This is a genomic window from Sphingobium sp. B11D3B (assembly GCF_025961735.1).
Lineage (GTDB): Bacteria > Pseudomonadota > Alphaproteobacteria > Sphingomonadales > Sphingomonadaceae > Sphingobium.
On record NZ_JAOQOF010000001.1, the window covers coordinates 3,421,529 to 3,443,085 of the forward strand.

Annotated in this window: 8 protein-coding genes; 6 read left to right on the plus strand and 2 right to left on the minus strand. The window is 65.0% G+C overall.

Translation table 11 applies throughout. From position 1 onward, the window contains the following. Nucleotides 1-77: 77 nt before the first annotated feature. From M2333_RS15875 to M2333_RS15885, 3 genes are all read left to right on the plus strand, one after another. Nucleotides 78-14,900, plus strand: coding sequence for an Ig-like domain-containing protein (locus M2333_RS15875; RefSeq protein WP_264612399.1), 14,823 nt, complete (start codon nt 78-80; stop codon nt 14,898-14,900). A gap of 11 nt (nt 14,901-14,911) precedes the next feature. Beyond that, nucleotides 14,912-17,341, plus strand: a complete 2,430-nt coding sequence (locus tag M2333_RS15880) for a tetratricopeptide repeat protein (protein ID WP_264612400.1) — start codon at nt 14,912-14,914, stop codon at nt 17,339-17,341. 67 nt (nt 17,342-17,408) lie between these two features. Then, nucleotides 17,409-17,969, plus strand: a complete 561-nt coding sequence (locus tag M2333_RS15885) for a helix-turn-helix domain-containing protein (RefSeq protein WP_264612401.1) — start codon at nt 17,409-17,411, stop codon at nt 17,967-17,969. 89 nt (nt 17,970-18,058) lie between these two features. On the opposite strand, the gene M2333_RS15890 is transcribed toward M2333_RS15885, so the two are convergent. Both M2333_RS15890 and M2333_RS15895 read right to left on the minus strand, forming a co-directional pair. Further along, a complete protein-coding gene (locus tag M2333_RS15890; protein WP_264612402.1) occupies nt 18,059-18,733 on the minus strand; it encodes a tyrosine-type recombinase/integrase in 675 nt (224 codons plus the stop codon). 315 nt (nt 18,734-19,048) lie between these two features. Then, nucleotides 19,049-19,651, minus strand: a complete 603-nt coding sequence (locus tag M2333_RS15895; protein WP_264612403.1) for an ankyrin repeat domain-containing protein — start codon at nt 19,649-19,651, stop codon at nt 19,049-19,051. 111 nt (nt 19,652-19,762) lie between these two features. Here M2333_RS15895 and M2333_RS15900 point away from each other — a divergent pair, with 111 nt between their 5' ends. From M2333_RS15900 to M2333_RS15910, 3 genes are read left to right on the plus strand one after another with little or no spacing between them, the layout of a single operon-like run. Beyond that, nucleotides 19,763-20,410: an SCO family protein gene (locus tag M2333_RS15900; protein ID WP_413715150.1), complete on the plus strand. Its 648-nt coding sequence runs from the start codon at nt 19,763-19,765 to the stop codon at nt 20,408-20,410. Then, nucleotides 20,407-20,832, plus strand: a complete 426-nt coding sequence (locus M2333_RS15905) for a YcgN family cysteine cluster protein (protein ID WP_264579843.1) — start codon at nt 20,407-20,409, stop codon at nt 20,830-20,832. Before M2333_RS15900 ends, M2333_RS15905 begins: the two co-directional genes overlap by 4 nt. Further along, nucleotides 20,813-21,526 (plus strand): M48 family metallopeptidase, encoded by a 714-nt coding sequence (locus M2333_RS15910; RefSeq protein WP_264612404.1) that lies wholly within the window; start codon nt 20,813-20,815, stop codon nt 21,524-21,526. Before M2333_RS15905 ends, M2333_RS15910 begins: the two co-directional genes overlap by 20 nt. Nucleotides 21,527-21,557: the final 31 nt, after the last annotated feature.

Consider the following 21,557-nt stretch of genomic DNA (forward strand, 5'->3'; position numbering starts at 1 on the left):
TGGCCCGCCTTAACGCGTTTCCTCGAGAACATTTTCTAGCAGAATTTTTTTGAAATTCTCTTCCGGAGTCAAAGGTCATGGCAATCACGTCGAAATATATCATCATGAACACCACCAATGGTGGAAACTTCATCGATTTCGAGCTGAATTACGGAACGTTGTCTCTGGATGGGCAAGAAATTCAGTTTCTGGGCTCCTCTTTTGTGGACGCCATCTTCATCCGTCCCGGCGCGACCTATTCGCTGAGCACAGGTGCGGGCGCGGACCGCATCTATTTTGAAGGATCGCTGGCGGATTATACGGTAACGCGGACCGGTGCGACGCTGACCCTGTCGCGCACGGTCGAAGGTAAGGTCGAGACGGTCAATCTCGCCAGTGCCAACTCGGCCACGACGCCCGACGCGCTGATTTTCGCGGACGGCACGGTCGCGACCAACGCGCTGTACAATTATGTGTCGAAGGGCGACCCGCTCCCGGTGCCGTCCGGCGAGACCTCGACCGCGCCGACCGGTGCTGCGGCGCCGGGCGCGGACCTGTCCGCCACCGTCAAGGTCGTGTCCTTCGATGCCAACGGTGAAACCATTTCCCTCTCCAAGCCGGGCGTGACTTTCCAGATTCTCGGTAACAACGGTGTTGATGTCGTCTATGTGGCAGATGGGACGACCATCGATGCATCGGCGCTGGGTGGCGGTACGGACGTCATCTATTTCCGCGGCCGGTGGAGCGATTACACCAAGACGGTGAGCGGCTCGCGTATGACGCTAACCCGCACGGTGGGCGATAACGTCGAGACCGTGACGGTGTCGGCAGCGGGCAACACGCTGAACGATCTGCTCGTCTTCGCCGATGGCGCGGTGCGCTCGCAGGTCGCGGGCACAGCGGTCAAAGCCAATGCCACCGTCGCCCTCGCCGACCTGTCCGGCTACGATCCCGCCACGGTGACGCCCGGCCTCAACGTGGCGATCCAGTCCATCGCTCAGCCGGCCGCGCCGAGCTGGTTCAAGGTTGGCGACACGCTCAGCCTCACGCTCAATTTCTCTCAGCCGGTCGTGTTGGCGCAAGGCAAGACCGTCACGGTCGTGGCGTTGATCGGCGGGCAGGAAGTGCTGCTGACGGCAACCGGCACCAGCGCAACGGCCGCTGGCGTGCGCGGGCTGGAGTTCACAGCCGCGCTGGCCGGCAATCTCTATGATGGCGACGGCATCACGCTTAAGGCGGACAGCCTCGCGCTCGGCACCGCGACCACGGACGACTTCAAGGGCGACGGCGGCCTGCCCGTCGTGCTGACGTCACCGGCGATTCAGGCGCCCAATATCCGCGTCGATACCGGCGCGCCGGATGCCGCGACGCTCAACCTTGTCGGGAATGCGATCAAGGGCGTCGATGCGGCGCTCTCTGCGGACGGCGTGTTCTCGCTGACGGCTGAAAATCAGGCGACCGTGCAGATCGAATTCCGCAGCGCCAACGGCGTGATCGTGCGGACCGTCACCGGCACAGGCGCCGCGCAGGCGATCACGCTCAGCGCCGCCGATCTGGCCGAGCTGGGCGATGGCCCGGTGCAGGTCTCCGTGCAGGTCACCGATGCCGCTGGCAATGTGTCCGCGCAGAGCGACCTCAGCTTCACCATTGACGGCGAGGCGCCGGGCGCACCGGTGCTGTCTCTGGGCACGGGCGTCGGCACGGGCGCGACGGCGGCGGAAGCCACGTCTTCCAACGGCGTGGTCCTCGTGACCGCCGAGGCCGGGTCCAGCGTGACGGTGACGTTCACCAACGGCACCAACAGCATCACCAAGCAACTGAGCGCCGACGGGACGGCGCAGGCTGTCGTGTTGACGGCGGAAGATCTTGCGACGCTGGGCGATGGCCAGATTGCCGTGTCGGTCACGGCGACTGATTCTGCGGGCAATGTTTCGGCGGCGACGCCGGTTGCCTTCACGCTCGATACCGTCGCGCCCAGCGCGATGGTCGCCAGCGCGGATGCGCAGAGCGGGATTATCTCGATCACCGGTCAGGAAGCCGGATCGACCATCGAATATAGCATCGATGGCGGGCAGAGCTGGAGCCAGAGCTTCGCGGCGCGGGCCGGGACCAATGCCGTTCAGGTGCGCGAGGTGGACGCTGCGGGCAATGCCTCGGCGCCGCAGTCGCTGAGCTTCGATCTGGTGACGGCGCTGCCCGCGCTGTCGGTCGGGCTGGCGCAGGATAGCGGCCTCTCGGCCATTGACGGGCTGACCAGCAATGGCAGCCTGCAGGTATCCGGCGTGAGCGCGGGTGCCGCGGTGGAGTACAGCATCGACGGTGGGCAGAGCTGGACCAGCGCCTTCACGGCGGTGGAAGGGCTCAACCATGTCCACGTTCGCCAAGTGAACGGTGCGGACCTCTCCCCGCCCGTGCTGCTGGTGTTCACGCTCGATACGGTCGCGCCGGAGGCGCCCGCGATCACCGTCGCTGCGAATGTCGCGAACGGCGCGACCGCTGCGGAAGCGCTCTATTCCGGCGGCGCCGTGCAGGTGGCGGCCGAACTCGGCACGTCCGTCGCGGTGACCTTCGCGACCGCGCAGGGGAGCGTGGTGAAGACCGTATTCGGGATCGGCGCCGCGCAGGCGGTCGTTCTCGATGCTGCGGATCTCGCCATTCTGGGTGATGGCGAGGTGGCGGTCTCCGCTATCGCGACCGATGCATCCGGCAATGCGTCGGTTGTCGCGACGAGCGCATTCACGCTCGACACCACGGCCCCAAGCGAACCGCTTCTCGACCTGATCGGCGATGCGCAGAAGACAGCGGCGGAGGCGACGGGCACCGAGGGCGCCATGGCGGTGACGGCGGATGTCGGCACCAGCGTGCGGCTGGTGTTCAACGGCACCAGCGGGACGGTGACGAAGCTCGTGCAGGGCACTGGCTCGGCGGTCTCGGTCAGCCTGACGCAGGCCGAGCTGATCACGCTCGGCAACGGCACTGTCGCCGTTTCCGCCACGGCCAAGGATGGCGCCGGCAATGTGTCTGCAGCATCCGCGCTCAGCTTCGCTCTGGACACGGGTCTGCCCGATGCGCTCGTCGTCGAAGGCAATGAATATACCGGAATCCTCAGCATCACCGGGCAGGAGTCGGGTGCACTGATCGAGTTCAGCGTCGATGGTGGCGCGACCTGGAGCAAGAGCTTCACGGCCAATCCCGGGCCCAATTCGGTAATGGTGCGCCAGACCGACGTGGCCGGCAACATCTCGCCGGCGACGCTGGAGGAGTTCACGCTCGATCCCTCGATCACCCTGACGTCGCTGTCCCTCTCGCTCGGAAATGATACCGGCGTCTCGAATACGGATGGCGTGACCTATGACGCCAGCCTGGTGGTCGGTGGCCAGGAGAGCGACACTGCGCTGCAATACAGCCTCGATGGCGGCGAAAGCTGGAGTTACGACATCGGCAATCTGGACGGGGCGACCCTGCTGGCTGTCCGGCAGTTCAATGCCGTAAGCGGCAAGTTCTCCGCCGCGTCGATGATGAGCCTGACGGTCGACACAGCACCGCCTGCCGCCCCGACGGTCACGTTGGGCGCGGGCGTCGCCGATGGCGCCTCGCTGGATGAAGGCACATCGAGCGGCGGTATCGTGCGCGTCACTGCGGAAGCCGGGTCCACCGTGGTGGTGACCTTCACCGGCGCCGACGGCGTCGTGGAAAAGACGATGACCGGCACCGGTGCCCCGAAGGCGGTTCTCCTCTCGGCTGCCGAACTGGCCCAGATCGGCGATGGTCCGGTGGCGGTCATGGCCGTGGCCAGCGATGCAGCCGGCAACACCTCCCTGAACGGTACGGCCAGCTTCACCCTGATGACGGCGCTGCCTGACTCGCCGCTGCTGCAAATCGTGGGGAGCGAGACCAAGTCGCTGGCCGACGCCCTGTCGACCGACGGCGTGCTGACGGTGACAGCTGCAGCGGGCCTCGGCGTCCGCCTCGTCTTCACCGGCGTGAGCGGCACGGTCGTCAAGGTCATTGCCGCAGCAAGCGGCGGTGAGGACATCATTGCGATGACGTCCGGCGATCTCGTGACGCTGGGCGATGGCCCCATTCTCGTGACCGCGCTTGCGCTGGACGTGGCCGGCAACGCTTCGGCGCCCGCCACGCTCGACTTCAGCCTGGATGCGGTGCCGCCCGCGGCTCCGCTGCTCACGCTCGGCGTGGGTGTGGAAAATGGCGGTGCGACCTCAGCCGAGGCCAGCGCCGGCGCCGTGCTGGTGAAGGCCGATACCGGCACCATCGTCACGCTCACCTTCACCCATGGCAGCAATGAGGTTGTGAAGGCCATCACGGCCAACGGCGCCTCGCAGGTGATCCATCTCACGGCTGGCGACATGGCCCGACTGGGCGATGGACAGATCCAGGTGACGGCCGTCGCCACGGATGTCGCCGGCAACCAATCCGATCCGGCCCAGGCGGCCTTCATTCTCGACACTGCCGTGCCGGTTGCTGGCCTCACGCTGGTCGGCGGCAGCACCAAGTCTTCGGCTGACGCGCTCTCGGTCGACGGCGTCGTGCTTGCCGCTGCCGAAAACGGCGCGGCGATCAAGGTGACGTTCAACGGCTATTCGGGCCGCACGGAAACGGTCAATCTGATCGGCACCGGCACGGCACAGGCCGTGACGCTGACGGCAGCCCAAATCGCGGCCTTGGGTGACGGCGTCGTCCAGGTCTCGATGGTCGTCACCGATCTGGCGGGCAATCAGTCCTCGCTCGAGAGCCTGACGTTCAATCTGGACGCTGGCGCACCGGAAGCACCGACGCTGACGTTGGCCACTGCTGCTGCGAACGGCGCAACGGAAGCGGAAGCGACGGCCCCGACCGGCATTCTCACACTCTCCGCTGAGCCCGGTGCCGTCGTCTCGGTGACCTTCAGCGGGTCTGTCGGCAGCGTGACCAGAACGCTGGTCAGCGATGGGGCACCCAAGACGATTGTCCTCACCGCGCTGGAACTGCAGACGATCGGTGACGGCGCTGTGGCGGTGTCAGCTGTCGCCAGCGATGCCAGCGGCAACGTCTCCACCTCGGCGACGTCCAGCTTCACGCTGGACCGGCAGGCGCCCCTTTCGCCAACTCTCGCCCTCGGTGCCGGCGTTGCCGGCGGTGCGACGCAGGCCGAAGCGCTCGCGAGCACCGGTGTGGTCACCGTGCGTGCAGAAGGCGGGTCGGCCATCACGGTCACCTTTGCCGGGTCGCTAGGGACAGTCTCGAAACAACTGGTTGCCACGGGTGCGGTTCAGGCGGTGACTCTCACTGCGGCTGACCTCACCACGCTGGGGGATGGCGCCATTTCTGTAACCGCCACGGCAACGGACGCGGCCGGCAATGCCTCGCCTGTGGGCACGCCGCTCGAGTTCGCGCTGGATCGAGTGGCGCCCAGTGCGCCGACCCTGGCGCTCGGCACCGGCATCGCAGACGGTGCGTCGGCAGCGGAAGCCTCCTCGCAGGGGGGCGTGGCTCTGGTCACCGCCACGGCCGGGCTGACGGTGAGCGTCACGTTCAAGAATGGCAGCAACCAGATCGTCAAGGAAGTGGCGGCCACGGGCGCGGCGCAGGCGGTGGTCCTGACCGAAAACGACCTGGCGACGCTGGGCAGCGGCACGATCTCGGTCAGTGCCCTGGCCCGCGACGAGGCGGGCAACGCCTCAACGGCCGCTACGTCCAGCTTCACGCTGGACACGGTTGCCCCGGCGGCTCCGCTGGTCTCGCTGATCGGCGCTTCGGCCAAGACCAGCACCCAGGCTGCCAATGTGCTCGGCGTCGCTCAGGTGACGGCGGAGAATGGATCGGCTGTCACGGTGACGTTCACCAATGGCATCAACAGCGTGGCCAAGACGCTGACCGGTACGGGAGCGGCGCAATCCGTTGTGCTGACAGCCGGCGACGTCGCATCGCTCGGCAGCGGCACCATTGCCGTGTCCGTCACCGCGATCGATGCAGTGGGGAACATCTCGCAGTCCGGCAATGCGACCTTCGTCATCGACAATACGCCGCCTGCTGCCCCCGTCATCGAGCTGGGTGCAGGCGTGGCGGATACCGCCTCGCTGGCGGAAGCCACGGCGAGCACGGGCGTCGTAACCGTCGCGGCGGAGGACGGCGCGACGGTGACTGTCACCTTCACCCGCAGCGGCAATACCGTGACCAAGACGGTCACCGGCGCTGGCACGGCAAAGGCTGTGGTCCTGACGGCCAGCGATCTGGCAGCGCTCGGCGACGGAACGATCTCCGTCTCCGCCATTGCCAAGGATGTGGCCGGCAACACCTCCGCCGCAGCCACACCGGCAAGCTTCGTGCTGGATCGGACGCCGCCCACGGCGCCGGTGCTGGCGCTCGGCGCCGGCGTCTCCAATGGCGCGACGCTCGCCGAGGCCAAGGCCGCCACGGGCGTGGTGACCGTCACGGCGGAAACTGGCGCTGCCGTCACCGTGACCTTCACCAATGGCGTGAACAGCGTCACCAAGACGCTGACCGGCACGGGCTCGGCCCAGGCTGTCACGCTGACCGCCGCCAATCTGGCGACGCTCGGCAACGGCACCATCTCGGTGTCCGCAGTGGCCCGTGACACGGTCGGCAATGACTCGGCGGCGACGAGCCGGACCTTCACGCTCGATATGACCCCGCCCAACAATCCGACGCTGACGGTGGTTGGCTCCACGGAGAAGTCCGCTGCGGCGGCAAGCAGCTCGGCAGGGGCCGTGACGGTTTCGGCCGAACTCGGCTCGGCTGTGACCGTGACGTTCACCAATGGCGCCAATGTCGTGACCAAGACCATGACCGGCACCGGCGCCCCGCAGATCGTGACGCTCAGCACCACGGATCTGGCGACCCTTGGTGACGGCTCCGTTTACGTCACGGCAACGGCGACTGACACGGCGGGCAACGTCTCCGCTGGCGGCGGTTCGGTGCAGTTCACGCTGGATCGGGTCGCGCCGAATGCGCCCACCCTCACGCTCGCCGCGGCCATTGCCGACGGTGCCTCTATGTCCGAGGCGCTTGCCGAAACGGGCGTCGCGACCGTTACAGCCGATGCTGGCTCGCTGGTCACCGTAACCTTCGTCAACGGCTCCAACACCCTGGTGAAGAATGTGGTCGCCACCGGTCTCACCCAGTCCGTCACGCTGACTCAGGCGGATCTGACGGTGCTTGGCAATGGGACGATTTCGGTGTCGGCGGTCGCCACGGATGCGGTCGGCAATGAATCGGCCGAAGCCAGCCGCACCTTCCTGCTGGACATGACGCCGCCCAACCCGTCTGTGCTCGCGCTGGTGGGCTCGCCCGCCAAGACGACGGCGCAGGCAACCGGAGCGGGCGGTGTCATCAAGGTCACCACCGAACCGGGTGCCACGGCGACGATCAAGTTCACGAGCGCGGCCAACGTCGTCACCAAGACGCTTCTGGGCACCGGCGTGGCGCAGACGGTTCTCCTGTCTGCCGCGGACGCTGCCGCTCTGGGTAATGGCACGGTGACTGTTTCCGTCCAGGTACAAGACTCAGTCGGCAATCTCTCGACCGCTGCCACGACCAGCTTCACCATCGACGATGTCGCGCCCAATGCGCCCGTCATCGTGCTGGGCACCGGCGTGGCCGACATCGCCTCGGCGGCGGAAGCTACGGCGGCCACCGGTGTCGTCACGGTGCAGTCGGAAGCCGGCGCCGCCATCACGGTGACATTCACCAACGGCAGCAAGAGCGTCACCAAGGCGCTGACCGGCACGGGATTGGCGCAGGCCGTGGTGCTCAGCCTCGCTGATCTTGCGACGCTGGGGGATGGCACGATCGCCGTCAGTGCTAGCGCCAAGGATGCCGCCGGGAACACCTCTCCGGCCAGCACCAGCAGCTTCACGCTGGATAGCATCGCGCCGGTTTCGCCAACGCTCGCTTTGGGCGCGGGCATGAGCGATGGCGCCACGCTGGCGGAAGCCAGAGCTGCGACCGGCGCCGTCGTGGTGACGGCGGAAGTCGGCACGACCGTCACGGTGACGTTCACCAACGGCAGCGCCACCGTGCAAAAGTCGATCGTGGCCGCAAGTGGTCCGAACCCGGTGACGCTCTCGGCATCGGATCTCACCTTGCTGGGCAATGGCACGATTTCGGTCTCCGCCGTAACCAAGGACGCAGTGGGCAACGCTTCGACGCCGGTGACCGCCAGCTTCACGCTGGATATGGTCGCCCCGACGTCGCCGACGCTGGCGCTGCTGGGTGATGCCACCAAGTCGTCCACCGGCGCTGCGGCCCCTTCGGGCGTGGTGACGGTGACGGCGGAAGCCGGCGCCGTGGTGAAGGTCACCTTCGCGCGTGGCAGCAACACGGTCGTGAAGACCCTCACAGGAACTGGGACCGCACAAAGCGTCGCGCTCTCGGCGGCCGAAGTGGTCGCCCTGGGCGATGGCACCGTGGCCATCACGGCCGTGGCGACTGACCCGGCGGGCAACGCTTCGTCTATTGCCTCGGGGGTCCAGTTCACGCTGGACCGTGCAGCGCCGGGTGCACCCACGATCACGCTCGGCACGGGCGTCGCCGACATCGCTTCGGCGGCGGAGGCCACTGCGGCAAGCGGTGTGATCAGCATCACCGGCGAAATCGGTTCCAGCATCTCGGTGGTGTTCTCGAACGGCTCGAACAGTATCGTGAAGACGCTGACGGCGACTGGCTCGCCTCAGGCTGTCGTGCTGACCACGGCTGATCTGCAGGCGCTGGGTGATGGCACGATTGCCGTCACCGCGCAGGCGAAGGATCCGGCGGGCAACGAGTCGGCCGAAACGGCCAGCAGCTTCGTGCTCGACCGGACGCCACCGGCGACGCCGACCATGACCCTCTCGGACGGCATCGCCGGTGGCGCTACCGCCCTCGAGGCGCTTGCGAGCACGGGTGTGGTCAAGGTGACGGCGGAGGCCAACGCGCTGGTCACGGTCGTCTTCACAGCGGGAGCCAACAGCGTCACCAAGACGTTCACCGGCAACGGCCTCACACAGACGGTGTCGCTGACCGCGAACGATGTGGTGAAGCTGGGCAACGGTGCGGTGTCGGTCGCCAGCTTCGTGACGGACGCGGTCGGCAACCAGTCGGCAGCCGCCACCAGCACATTCACCATCGACACCGTGGCCCCGACCAGCCCCACGCTGCTGCTCTCTGGCACGGCATCGAAGAACACGACACTAGCGACCGGCACGGTGGCAACGGTGACCGCCGAACAGGGCGCGACCGTTACCGTGACCTTCATCCAGGGCTCGATCGAGATCACCAAGACGCTGGTCGGCACGGGCGCGGCACAGGATGTCGTCCTCACGGCGACCGACGTGGCCAGCTTTGCGGACGGTGCCATCACCTTCTCGGCGTTGGCGCGGGACCCCGCGGGTAATATTTCTGCCGCCTCACCGACCCGTCAGTTCACGCTCGACCGGGTGGCGCCGGCAGCGCCGGTCATCGCGCTCGGAGCGGGAGTCGCCGATGGCGCTTCCTCTGCGGAGGCGGTAGCCGCGGGCGGCGTGGTTACAGTGGCTGCTGAAAATGGCGGCACGATCCAGGTGGTTTTCATCGGTAACAGCGGCCCCGTCACCAAGACGGTTGCCGCAGATGGAACCGCCAAACCGATCGTGTTGACGGCGGCCGATCTCGTGACACTGGGCAATGGCAATGTGCTCGTCTCGGCGCAGGTGACGGACGCCGCAGGCAATGTCACCACCGCCGATCCACTGACCTTCCTGCTGGATACCGTCGCGCCGACCGCGCCGGTTATCACCCTGCCGTCTTATTTCACGGGCGGTGCTTCGAGCGCCGAGGCGTTGAATGCCGCAGGTGCCGTTACCGTGACGGCCGAGGCCGGTTCGGTGGTCACTGTGACGTTCGCCGGCACACTTGGCCCTGTGGTGCGGACGGTGATCGGCACCGGCTCGGCACAGGCGGTGACGCTCGATGCGTCCCAGCTCACCACGCTGGGCAACGGCACTGTCACCGTCACGGCGACAGCGACCGACGCCGTGGGCAACATCTCGGCGACAAGCGCCAGCAGCACCTTCGTACTCGATACCGTCAATCCGACCGTCGTTCTAAGCACCGGTAGTGGTGCAAACACCAACAGCGCCACGGTGCAGTCCTCGGAACTCGGTACGGTCTATATCGTCAATACGGCGATGATCCCGACGGTGACGAAACTAGAGGACATTACTGGCATCGACGGGAAATATTGGAACTCCGTCAACATAACCACCGCAAACAGTAACACGACCATGCAAATGCTTGGCTTGGCTAGCGGAAGTTATAAGGCCTATTCGGTCGATAATGCCGGGAACATCTCTGCGGTTAGCGCGAATACCTACACGGTGAATGCCGTGGTTGAGGCCGGCGCCGTCTTTCAAGCGTCGAATTCGATAGGTTTTGGCTTCTTCGGTTCGTCGACCAACGAGTTCGTCGGTAACTCAATCGATTACGCCGGCGATGTGAACGGCGATGGCTATGGTGACTTCATCGTGGGCTCTACGGCAACGGGCAACTGGGCCCGTGCCTATGTCGTCTTCGGCGGCCCGACCAATCTGAGTGGCCCGTATAATGTCAGTTCGCTCATAGCCAGCAACAACACGCTGGGCTTCTACATCAGTGCCTCTCAATATGCTGAATATGCAGGCCATTCCGTGTCCAATGCCGGCGACGTCAATGGTGACGGCCTGAACGATCTTCTGGTCGGCGCCTACGGCCGCGACAATACCAATGACCTGGCCGGCGGTGCCTATATCGTTTATGGCAAGACCGGCGGAACCTTCGTCGATCTCGCGCAGCTTCCCGGTGCGGTCGGCGCGACAAAATCGAACGGCTTTGTTCTGATCGGCAGCAACGCGGATGGTCGCGCAGGCTTCTCAGTCTCTGTTGCAGGCGATATTAACGGCGATGGCTACGCCGATTTTGTTGTCGGTGCCTTCGCGCAGGACGGAACGGCGACTGACACGGGGCGAGCTTACGTCGTTTATGGTCGTTCCAATAACAGCACGATCCAGCTTTCAGACCTTAGTGCGGCCAGCAACACTCTGGGGTTCATGATCGAAGGGTCGAGTGGGGGTGACCAGTTGGGATATACGGTCAGCGACGCGGGAGACGTCAATGGCGACGGCCTGAGCGATTTCATCGTTTCATCTTTTACGGCCGATACCCCCGGCAACAATTCCGGCGCGGCCTATGTCGTCTTCGGCCAGACGGGCACCAGCGGCGCGACCCTGAACGTGTCTGCCCTGACGGCTGCCACGAACACTCGAGGCTTCATGATCAGCGGGTCCAGTGCAGGCGATAATTTGGGCTTTTCCATCGCGGGTTCCGGCGACATCAATGGTGACGGCCTGTCCGATCTGGCCTTTGCCGCCGCTTATGCGGATACGTCTGCATCGAATGTAGGCAAGTTCTACGTAGTCTTCGGCAAGTCGGACGGGGCTGGCGTTGGCGCCAGTGCCCTGTCCGTAGCCGGCAACACGCTTGGCTTCGTCATTAATGGGTCCAGCACTGACGATAATGCGACCAGCATCTCGGTGATCGGCGACATGAACGGCGACGGGCTGGCCGATCTGCTGGTCGGCTCAAGCGTTTCCGATTCGAACGGCGGCACAGATGCAGGCAAGGCCTATGTCGTCTTCGGTAAGACGGACAGCAGCGCCGTGGACCTTTCCGCCCTCTCGGTGGCCGGCAATACGCAAGGTTTTGCGATCAATGGCACGGGGCAGGTGAGTGCGTTTTTGGGCAAGTCCGTGTCGGCGGGCGATCTCAATGGCGACGGCTTGGTCGATCTGATGATTGGCGCGAACTATTACGACTACTGGAATACCGAGGGCGGCGGCGTCTTCGTCATCTATGGCTCGACCTCGGGCGTATTTTCCAACGCGGCCAAGGTCAGCCAGATGGGAACCAGCGGAGCCGACACGCTGATCGGCACGTCCGGCAACGACTCGCTTGTGGGTGCCGTAGGCAACGACGTGCTGCGCGGTAACGGCGGCGCGGACGTGCTGTATGGCGGTGCGGGCAATGACCGGATCATCGTCAACGCGGACAATGTCGCCAAGCTGGGGGTCTCGGGCGCGAGCATCCAGGGTGGCCTCGGCACCGATACGCTGGCACTGGACGGAGCGGGCATTACGCTCGATCTCACCACACTGAAGGATGCCTTCGTCAAGGGCATCGAGAAGATCGACCTCACCGGCTCGGGCAACAATACGCTCAAGTTGAACCTGACGGACGTGCTCAACCTGCACGATCCGGAGGAGAGCGCGTTCAACGAGTTCGAGGCGCTCACCGGCAAGGTCGGCAAGCAGCAGATGATGGTCGATGGTAACAGCGGCGATGCCCTTCAGCTCGTCGGTAGCTGGCTCGACAGCGGTGTGGACGTGCAGGACGGCACCCGCAGCTACAGCGTCTACAATTATGCCGGGGCTGCGGTGCAGTTGCTGGTGGACAATCAGGTCACCGTGACGGTGCAGGACAATGCTGCTCCGGCGCCGAGCTTTGCGGACACAAGCGTCAGCGGAAGCGGCACGGACTTGGCCGTCGTCCGCTCGACCGAAGTGGGCACGCTCTATCTGGTAAACACCACGGCCATTCCCACGGTCACCACGCTGGCGGACATCACCGGCAAGGACAGCAAATACTGGAACTCGGTCGCCATCACGGCGGCCGGAACCGACACCAACCTCAGCCTGCTTGGCTTGGCCAGCGGCACGTACAAGGCCTATGCGGTTGACGCTTTGGGCAATCTCTCCTCGCCCAGTGCCAACAGCTTCACCGTGACGCCCGTCATCCAGGCGAGCGCGATCATGCAGGCCAGCAATTCGCTGGGCTATATGATCGCCGGTTCCAGCGGCACCGAGTCCTTCGCGGCATCGGTCAGCGCTGCGGGTGATGTGAACGGAGACGACTATGCTGACTTCGTGGTTTCGGTCGGCGGCGCCAACCAGACCGCCTCGAAATCCTATGTCGTCTTTGGCGGACCCAACAACATCTACGGCAGCGTGATCGACAGCATATACAATGTCGCAACTGGAACGGCGGGCTTCGCCATTCTGGCCTCGTCGGCGAGCGATTATCTTGCCAATGCGGTTAGTGCGGGCGATGTGAACGGCGACGGGCTTGGCGATCTCATCGTCGGTGCCACCGGCGTGGATAATGTGAATACGCTCTCGGGCGCTGCGTACATCGTCTATGGCAAGACTGGGGGCGCAACGGTCGCCGTATCGAGCCTGTCCACGGCCGTGTCCGCGGGCTTCCAGCTGCTGGGTGGAACCTCGAGTGAATATGTCGGCTCATCGGTTTCTGCCGCTGGCGACATCAATGGCGATGGTTATGCCGATCTGTTGGTGGGGGCGCTTGGAACAGGCGCAAGCACGCAGGGACGCGTGTATGTCGTCTATGGCCGGTCCAACAACAGCAGCCTCAGTCTCTCGGCGCTCACGGCTGCGACCAACACGCTCGGTTTCATCATCGATGGCTCAAGCGCCAACGATCAGTTGGGCATGAGGGTGAACGGCCTTGGCGATGTGAACGGGGACGGCTTGGCCGACTTCCTGGTTGGCTCGGCAATCATCGACCCGAATGGTGTGGGTGATGCCGGCGGGGGCTATGTGGTCTTCGGACGGACGGGGACCAGTGGAGCACCGCTTAACCTTACAGCGCTGACCGCAGCGACCAACACGCTCGGTTTCGCGATTAGCGGCTCGAGTTTGGGTGACAATACCGTGCAATGGACTGCTGCCGGCGACATCAATGGCGACGGTCTGTCAGATATTGTGGTCCAGGCGCGCGTGGGGGACACCCCCTCCGCCACCGACGCAGGCAGAACCTACGTGCTGTTCGGCAAGACCAGCGGCGCAGGGGTGAATGTCAGCCAGCTTACGGCCGCCGGGAACACGCTCGGGTTCGTCATCAACGGCTCAAGCGCGTATGATTATCATAACCGGGTGTCGGTGATCGGCGATATGAATGGCGACGGTCTGGCTGACCTCGCAATAGGGTCGTGGCAGGCGGATACCAGCCTCGGGGTTGACGCGGGCAAGGTCTATGTCGTCTTCGGTAAGACCGACAGCAGCCCAGTGGATCTGTCCGCACTAAGCGTTGCCGGAAATACCCAAGGGTTCGTCATCGAGGGCAATCAGGCCGGTACGCTCACCTTCGGCGCGGTGGCCGGCAGCGACCTCAATGGCGACGGCCTGGCTGACCTGATCATCGGCAGCAGCAATGCGGATGTGAATGGCCTGACCGATAACGGTGCTGCCTTCGTCGTCTATGGTTCGACTTCGGGTGTATTCTCGACCAGTAAGGTCAGCCAGATGGGGACCGCCGCGGCCGATACGCTCACCGGCACCACGGGCAACGACTCCCTCATTGGCGGGGCTGGTAACGACATCCTCTACGGTAAGGGCGGCATCGACGTGCTCTATGGCGGCACGGGCAATGACCGGATCGTGCTCGATGCGGACAATGTCGCCAAGCTTGGCCAATCCGGGTCCAGCATTCAGGGCGGGCAGGGCATCGACACGCTGGCGCTGGAAGGGACAGGCATCATCACCCTCAACCTCACCACCCTGAAGGACGGTGTGATCAAGGGCATCGAGAAGATCGATATCACCGGTGCGAGCAACAATACCCTGAAGCTGAACCTGACCGATGTGCTCAACCTGCATGATACGGACGAAAGCGCGTTCAACGCGTTCCAATCCATCACCGGCGCGACTGGGAAACAGCAGTTGATGATCGACGGCGATGCCGGAGACTCGGTGCAACTGGTCGGAGCCGGCCTGTGGGTGGACAGCGGCCAGGACTATACCGACGGCGGTGTCAGCTACAGCTTGTACAACTACAACGGGGCTGCGGTTCAGTTGTTGATCGACAACGCGGTCACCACGACCGTCCTCGCAGCCTGAGGTCGCGGTCCATGTTCCAGGGCCAGCGACCCGATCCGGAGCAGGCGGTCAAGGCCCAGTCGCGCGGCGACTGGGCCACCGCGGCCGGGCTGTACGAACAACTGCTTGCCGAGCAGCCGGACGATCCTGTGCTGCTCGGCAATCACGGCCAGGTGCTGCGCAAGCTTGGCCGGGACGATGAGGCGCTGGTGCAATATGGCCGGGCGATCGAGAGCCCGGAGGCACCGGCGGCCGTGTGGTTCAACTATGGCAATGTGCTCTACGACAAGAGCAAGTGGGAGAAGGCGCAGGCCGCCTTCGAGCAGGCGCTCGCGCTGGAGAAGGAGGATGGCCCGGCCATCGTGCCGGCGACCATTCAGCTGGCCCGCTGCGCCGTGCGGCAGGGCGAATATGAGGAGGCGCGGCGACTGTTCAGCGATGTGCTGCGCCGCGACCCCAACAACTTCACGGCATGGCTGGAGGCGGGCAATGTCTGCCGCCACCATGGCACGCTGGAGGAAGCACTCGACTTCTATCGCCGGGCCGCCGAGGCAGCGCCCTCGCGCTATGGCGCGCATCTGAGCGTCGCCCGTGCGCTCGAACAGGTCGGGCGGGAGGATGAGGCGGTGCTGGCCTGGCTCAAGGCGCTGGATTGCGCGGGGCCGGACGATCATGCCGATATCCACCACCGCATGGGGCTCGGCCGGGCAGAGCGGGGCGAATGGCACCGCGCGGTCGAGGGCTTCCGCCATGCGCTGACCGCCGATCCGGCGTTCCACGCCGCGCGGATCGATCTGGCCGATGCGCTCATGCAGATGGGCGCCACCGAGCAGGCCGAGCCGCTGTTCGCTCAGCTGGAGGCGACGGACCTCGACGAAGACGATGAGATCAGATTTGCCGGCACGCTGATGAAGCACAACCAGTTCGACCGGTGCGATGCGGTGCTCCGCGCGCGGATCGAGAAGGATCCGGACAACTGGCGGGGTCACTTCAATCTGGGCAAGGTGTTCATCGAAGGGATGCGCACCGAGGAGGCCGAGGCCTGTTTCGCCAAGGTGGATGAGCTGGCCGGTGATGACGCGCCTGACCTGCGGGCGATGCGCGGCTCGATTGCCGGCAAGCGCGGCGATGTCGACACCGCGCGCGATATCTATACCGAGCTGGGCGAGGAGGAAGGGCCGGAATCGCCGTTCCGTGGCTCGGCGGCGATGGCGGCGCTCTACAGCGAGACGATGACGGCGGAGGAGACCCGCGACTTCCATCAGGCATTGTTCGCGCCGCTGGCCGAGGGTGCGCGGGTGGCGACCTCGTTTGCCAATGATCGCTCGACCGGGGCCGGCGCTGCCGATGCCGGGAAGCGCAGTCGCCGCCTCCGGGTGGGTTATGTGACGGGCGACATGCATGGCGAGCATCCGGTCAGCCTGTTCATGCGGCCGGTGCTGGCGCGGCATGATCGCGAGGCGTTCGAGATCACCGTCTATTCGCTGAGCCCCCTGACCGACGACATGACCCGCCAGGCGCGCGGCCATGTCGATCGCTGGCGCGATGCCGCGAGCATCAGCAATACGCGCCTCGCGCAGATGATCGAGGACGACGGCATCGACGTGCTGATCGACCTGATCGGCCACACCGGGCGCAATCGGGCGCCGCTGTTCGGCCGCCGGGCGGCACCGGTGCAGGCGATGTTCCTGGGCTATCCCTCGACCACCGGCATTCCGAACATGGACTGGCTGATCAGCGATCCGGTGACTTCGCCCGCCTACCATGCCCATCTCTACACCGAGCGGCTCGAGCATGTGCCGGGCTTTGTGTTCTGCTATGCGCCCGAGCGGGAGTTTCCGTTCCCCGATTATGGCAAGACGCATCTCGAGCGCCGGCTCACCTTCGGGTCGTTCAACAACGTCTCCAAGCTCACCCCCTATACCATCCGCCTCTGGGCCAAGGCGATCGTCGCCACGCCGGGATCGCGGCTGGTGCTCAAGGGGCCGAGCTTCCTGGATTCGGTGGCGGTGAACCGCTTCGGCGATCTGTTCGTGGACGCGGGTGTTGCCGCCGACCGGCTGGAGTTTCGCGGCCCATCGAGCCTCGATGAGATGATGGCCGAATATGCCGACATCGACATCGCGCTCGATTGCTTCCCTTATAATGGCGGCACGACGAGTTGTCAGGCGCTGTGGATGGGCACGCCCGTCATCACGCTGGCGGGCGAGAGCTTCGTGCAGCGCATGGGCGCGGGGCTGATGAGCGCCATCGGCCGGCCCGAATGGGTGGCGCAGGACGAGGATGCGTTCGTGGAGATCGCCGTCCGCCTTGCCTCGGACCGCGCCGCGCTGCTGGAGGAAAAGCGCAGCCTGCGCACGCGCTTCGCCGCATCGCCGGCCGGCGACATCGATCGATACACGCGCGAGCTGGAAGACGCTTATCGCCGTATGTGGACCGACTTCGCGGCCGGGGGGGCATGACCCGCGAAGAGTTGGAAACCGGGGAGACGAATGGAGCGGCCTCGCGCTTCATGCTGGGGGCAGGGTTATGACCATATTCGATAGTGACTTCGAGAGCGTAGGGGCCGCCGTACCGCGATCGGCCGCCGGAATCGCGCTGATGGTGCGGCGGCTGGGGACGATGGAATCGGCCTATGCGCGGCTGATCTGGTCGCGCGCGCTGGCGGAAGCCATCGAGAAGATGGAGCACGCCTCTGCGACCGACCTGATCGACAGCCGGACGGGAGAAGGCGATGCCCGCCGTTCCGCGCGGCAGGGCGACACGCAAATCCTGCGGATGCTGCAGGCGCATATGAATCTGCGCAGCCCCAGCGCTGTGCGCCTGCTCATGTGGCTGATGGCCAATCCGGATGTGTTCCACGCGCCGCATGAACTGCGGGCGAGCCTGGGATTTGCAGAAAGCTCGATCAAGGTGTTCGTGTCCGAGCTGCGCAAGGCGTTTCGCAACAAGAATATGCCGGACCCGATCGTCTCCTTCTATCGGCGCGGCTATTGCGTACCGGCCGATTGTGCGGCGCTGATCAAGGACGTCATCTCCCGCCTTGCCCTTGAGGAGACGAGCCTGGGACGGATCAAGAGTCCGTCCTGAGGGGACATGCATCGCGCGGGGGTGCGACGGGGCGGTTGCCGCACCACCCCAACCCCTCCTCTGAAGAGGAGGGGCTAAGATTGTGGTGTTCAGAAGAAATAATGCTCGGATGCCGCCGGGCTGGCATTGCGCCGGGCTGCTGGCGATCCGGCATTGCGGTGGTTGGAGGATGGGACGCGGCGCGGTGCCAGGTCGCCGGCGCGGATGCGGCTCCAGATTCGCTCGACGATCTCACGCTCCTCGGGGCCGACCGCCACGGCATAGATGCTCGTGGTTTCGATATTGGCGTGGCCGAGCCATGACTGCACGAGATTGAGCGGCGCGCCGGCTCCTAGCGCGGCGACGGCAAAACCATGTCGCAAGCCGCGCGGGCAGGCTTGCGGGCCTTTGATATGCGTCCGGTCCATATGCTCGTGGACGTGGCGCCAGGCGGTGGTGCGGGACCAGCGCCAGAGGGGGGCGGCGCGATCACTGCCGGCAATATCGGTGAGCAGGCGCACCAGCCCCGGTGAGATCGGCACGCGGCGGAAAATGCCTCTCTTCCGTTTCTTGAGGCTTTCGAAGATGACGACACAGGCGGCGGGGTCGATCCGCCCTAAGGTCAGGCAGAGCGCCTCCGAAATGCGGCACCCGGTTTCGGCGAGCAAGCGGCAGAAGGCATGGACGGAAGGCGGGGCAGTCTTTGCACTATCGAGGAAGCAGCTCATTTCGGATTGGTTCAAATATTTTCGGCAGCCATATTCGTCGAATACAGACCAGTTCATCGATTTCGTCCCCCGTTGATGATCATACTAATCTGGAACAGTTCCGTCATGATTTGGAGCATGACGGATGCTGCTCAAATTATCGTTCCGTTAACCATCAAGTAACAAATCTGGACTTGGGCGGAAGGTCCCGCCGATCCGAAATGGATGCAATAACACTTGATCTGCGGACGGGATGCGCGCGGCCGCGTCGCGCGGCCAAAGCCGTGCGGTGAAGCATCCAATATGGCGTAATATCCCAATGGCCTGTCGACCCGGTCCCGCTTGCCATGCGGGCCGGACCAAGCAGCCTGGCCTGTGAGCGTCAGGGGTGGCCTAGAGGCGCGGACCCTGCACGGCGCCGCTGACCTTGGGCTTTTCCGCGCTGTTGAGCAGATCGATCAGGCCGCTCATCGGCGCGCCGGCCTTTGCGTAATCGAGCGCCGACATGCCGGCTAGGCGATCGCGGCGCAGCGGGTCGGCGCCGTTGGTGACGAGCAGCCGCACCATCTCCATATCGCGCATCTGCACCGCGCGGATCAGCGGGGTTTCGCCGCTGCTGTTGGTCTGGTTGGGATCGGCCTTGTGGGCGAGCAGCAGCTGTGCGCCTTCTACGAAGCGGCGTTCCACGGCGAGCATCAGGGGCGTGCGGCCGTTATTGTCGGTCAGGTCTGCGCGCGCGCCCTTGGAGAGCAGATAATTGGTCATCATCACGCTGCGCTGGCCGACCACGATCAGCAATGCGGTCTCGCCGCTGGTGCGATCCTTGGTGTTGATCGGAGTGACGCCAGGAGTTTCGAGCACTTCGGCAATCTTGGGGGTATCGCCTTTGCGCACCGCCTCGAGGAAGCGGTAGCTGTCGGAGAATTGCGCCATGGCGGGCTGTGCCGTCACCGCGCCGATCAGCGGCGCCAGCGCGAGCGCCAGTGGGCTGCCCATGCGGACCAACATTCCCCTGCGCCGTTCGATCTTCACCCTGTGCCCCCTTCGCCTTGCGTTCGTCTCAAGCAGTTGCCTTGGCTCCAATAGCAGGGCATGGCTGGCCCTGTCATGAATAAAGCCTGCAAAAAAATTCTCGCGCTTTCCATCGGCTTGGCGCTGGCCGCCTGCCAGGGCCAGAGCGGCGGCAACCAGGCCGGCGGCAGTGAGTCGCTTCCTGCCGAGGGCAATCTCGTCGGCGCCCGGATCGGCGGCGATTTCACGCTGACCGACCAGAACGGCAAGAGCGTGCGCTGGGCGGATTTCCAGGGTAAATATCGCCTCGTCTATTTCGGCTACACCTTCTGCCCGGATGTGTGTCCGCTCGATCTCAACCGAATCATGCTCGGCTACCGGATGCTGGAGAAGGACCATCCCGAGGTTGCGGCCAAGATCCAGCCGATCTTCATCACCGTCGATCCCGAGCGTGACACCGTCGATGTGGTGAAAGGCTATGTCGCGCATTTCCATCCCCGGCTCATCGGCCTCACGGGCACGCCCGAGCAGATCGAGAAGGTGAAGACGGACTTCGTGGTAGTCGCCAGCAAGGAGGGCGATCAGGCCGCCAAGCAGGATTATCTTGTCAACCACACCCGCACGCCGTTCCTGTTCGGGCCGGATGGCAAGCCCATCGCGCTTGTGCCGGTCGAGGAACTGGCTTCCGCGGATGAGACGGTGGCCAAGGGCGTGCACGATTTCCTCGTCCACTATGTCCGATGAGCTTCTGGGAGCAGCCTCTCGAAACGCTTGACCGCGCGCAGTGGGAGGCGCTGTGCGATGGTTGCGGCAAATGCTGCCTGCACAAGGTGGAGGATGCCGACACCGGGCGCATCTACCCGACCAATGTCGCCTGCCGACTGCTGGATCGGAACACCGCCCAGTGCAGCAATTACCGCCAGCGCCGCGCGTTCGTGCCTGATTGCCTGCGGCTGAGCCGGGCCAATCTGCAGGAGATCGAATGGCTCCCGCAGACCTGCGCCTATCGCCTGCGTGCCCATGACGAGCCCCTGCCGGACTGGCATTATCTGATCTGCGGGGATCGCGAGGCGGTGCATCGTGCCGGCCAGAGCATTCGCGGCTGGACGATCTCCGAGACGATCGCGGGCGATCTGGAAAATCACATTGTCGACCGCGCGCTCTGAGCACAGGCTCACGCTGGCGGACGGGGCGGCGCTGTCTGTCGTCGTGATGCGCCATGGGCGGGCGCGGCGGATGAAGCTGCGGTTCGATGAGTTGGGCGACCGTGCCCTGCTGACCATTCCCCCGCGTGCGTCCCTGCCGCGCGCCTTGGACTGGGTCCGGGCGCAAGGGGCGTGGATCGAGGGGCAGCGGGGCCGCAATGGCGGGCTTGTCACGCTGGCCGATGGCGCGCTCGTGCCCTTTGAAGGCAGGCCGCTGCGCATCGTTGCGACCGGCGCGCGTACCCGGCAGGTGCTGGCCGAGCAGGGCGAGCTACTGGTGGGCGGACCTGCCGATCTGGCCGGCGCACGAGCGCTGCGCTGGCTCAAGGCGCAGGCGCGAACGGCACTGACGACCGAAACGCAGGCACTCGCCACGCGGCACGGCCTGCCGTTGCGGCAGGTGGCGATCGGCGATCCCCGCGCGCGTTGGGGCAGTTGCTCGGTGGACGGCAACATCCGCTACAGCTGGCGGCTGATTCTGGCGCCCGCCCATGTGCGGCTGGCCACCGTGGCGCACGAGGTGGCGCATCTCGAGCATATGCACCACGGCCCCGAATTCCATGCGCTGGTGCGGGCGATTTCGCCGGTCTGTCCGGATGCGGCCCGCGCCTGGCTGCGCGCTGAAGGGCGTAGCCTGCATCGCTATACCGCCTGAGCGACCGCGTTCTTGATCTGTGAAAAACATC

Bases quoted from the DNA above. Each gene is read 5' to 3' on its own strand.
- M2333_RS15875 (WP_264612399.1), top strand. From the start codon at position 78: ATGGCAATCACGTCGAAATATATCATCATGAACACCACCAATGGTGGA.
- M2333_RS15880 (WP_264612400.1), top strand. From the start codon at position 14,912: ATGTTCCAGGGCCAGCGACCCGATCCGGAGCAGGCGGTCAAGGCCCAG.
- M2333_RS15885 (WP_264612401.1), top strand. From the start codon at position 17,409: ATGACCATATTCGATAGTGACTTCGAGAGCGTAGGGGCCGCCGTACCG.
- M2333_RS15890 (WP_264612402.1), bottom strand. From the start codon at position 18,733: ATGAACTGGTCTGTATTCGACGAATATGGCTGCCGAAAATATTTGAAC.
- M2333_RS15895 (WP_264612403.1), bottom strand. From the start codon at position 19,651: ATGGGCAGCCCACTGGCGCTCGCGCTGGCGCCGCTGATCGGCGCGGTG.
- M2333_RS15900 (WP_413715150.1), top strand. From the start codon at position 19,763: ATGAATAAAGCCTGCAAAAAAATTCTCGCGCTTTCCATCGGCTTGGCG.
- M2333_RS15905 (WP_264579843.1), top strand. From the start codon at position 20,407: ATGAGCTTCTGGGAGCAGCCTCTCGAAACGCTTGACCGCGCGCAGTGG.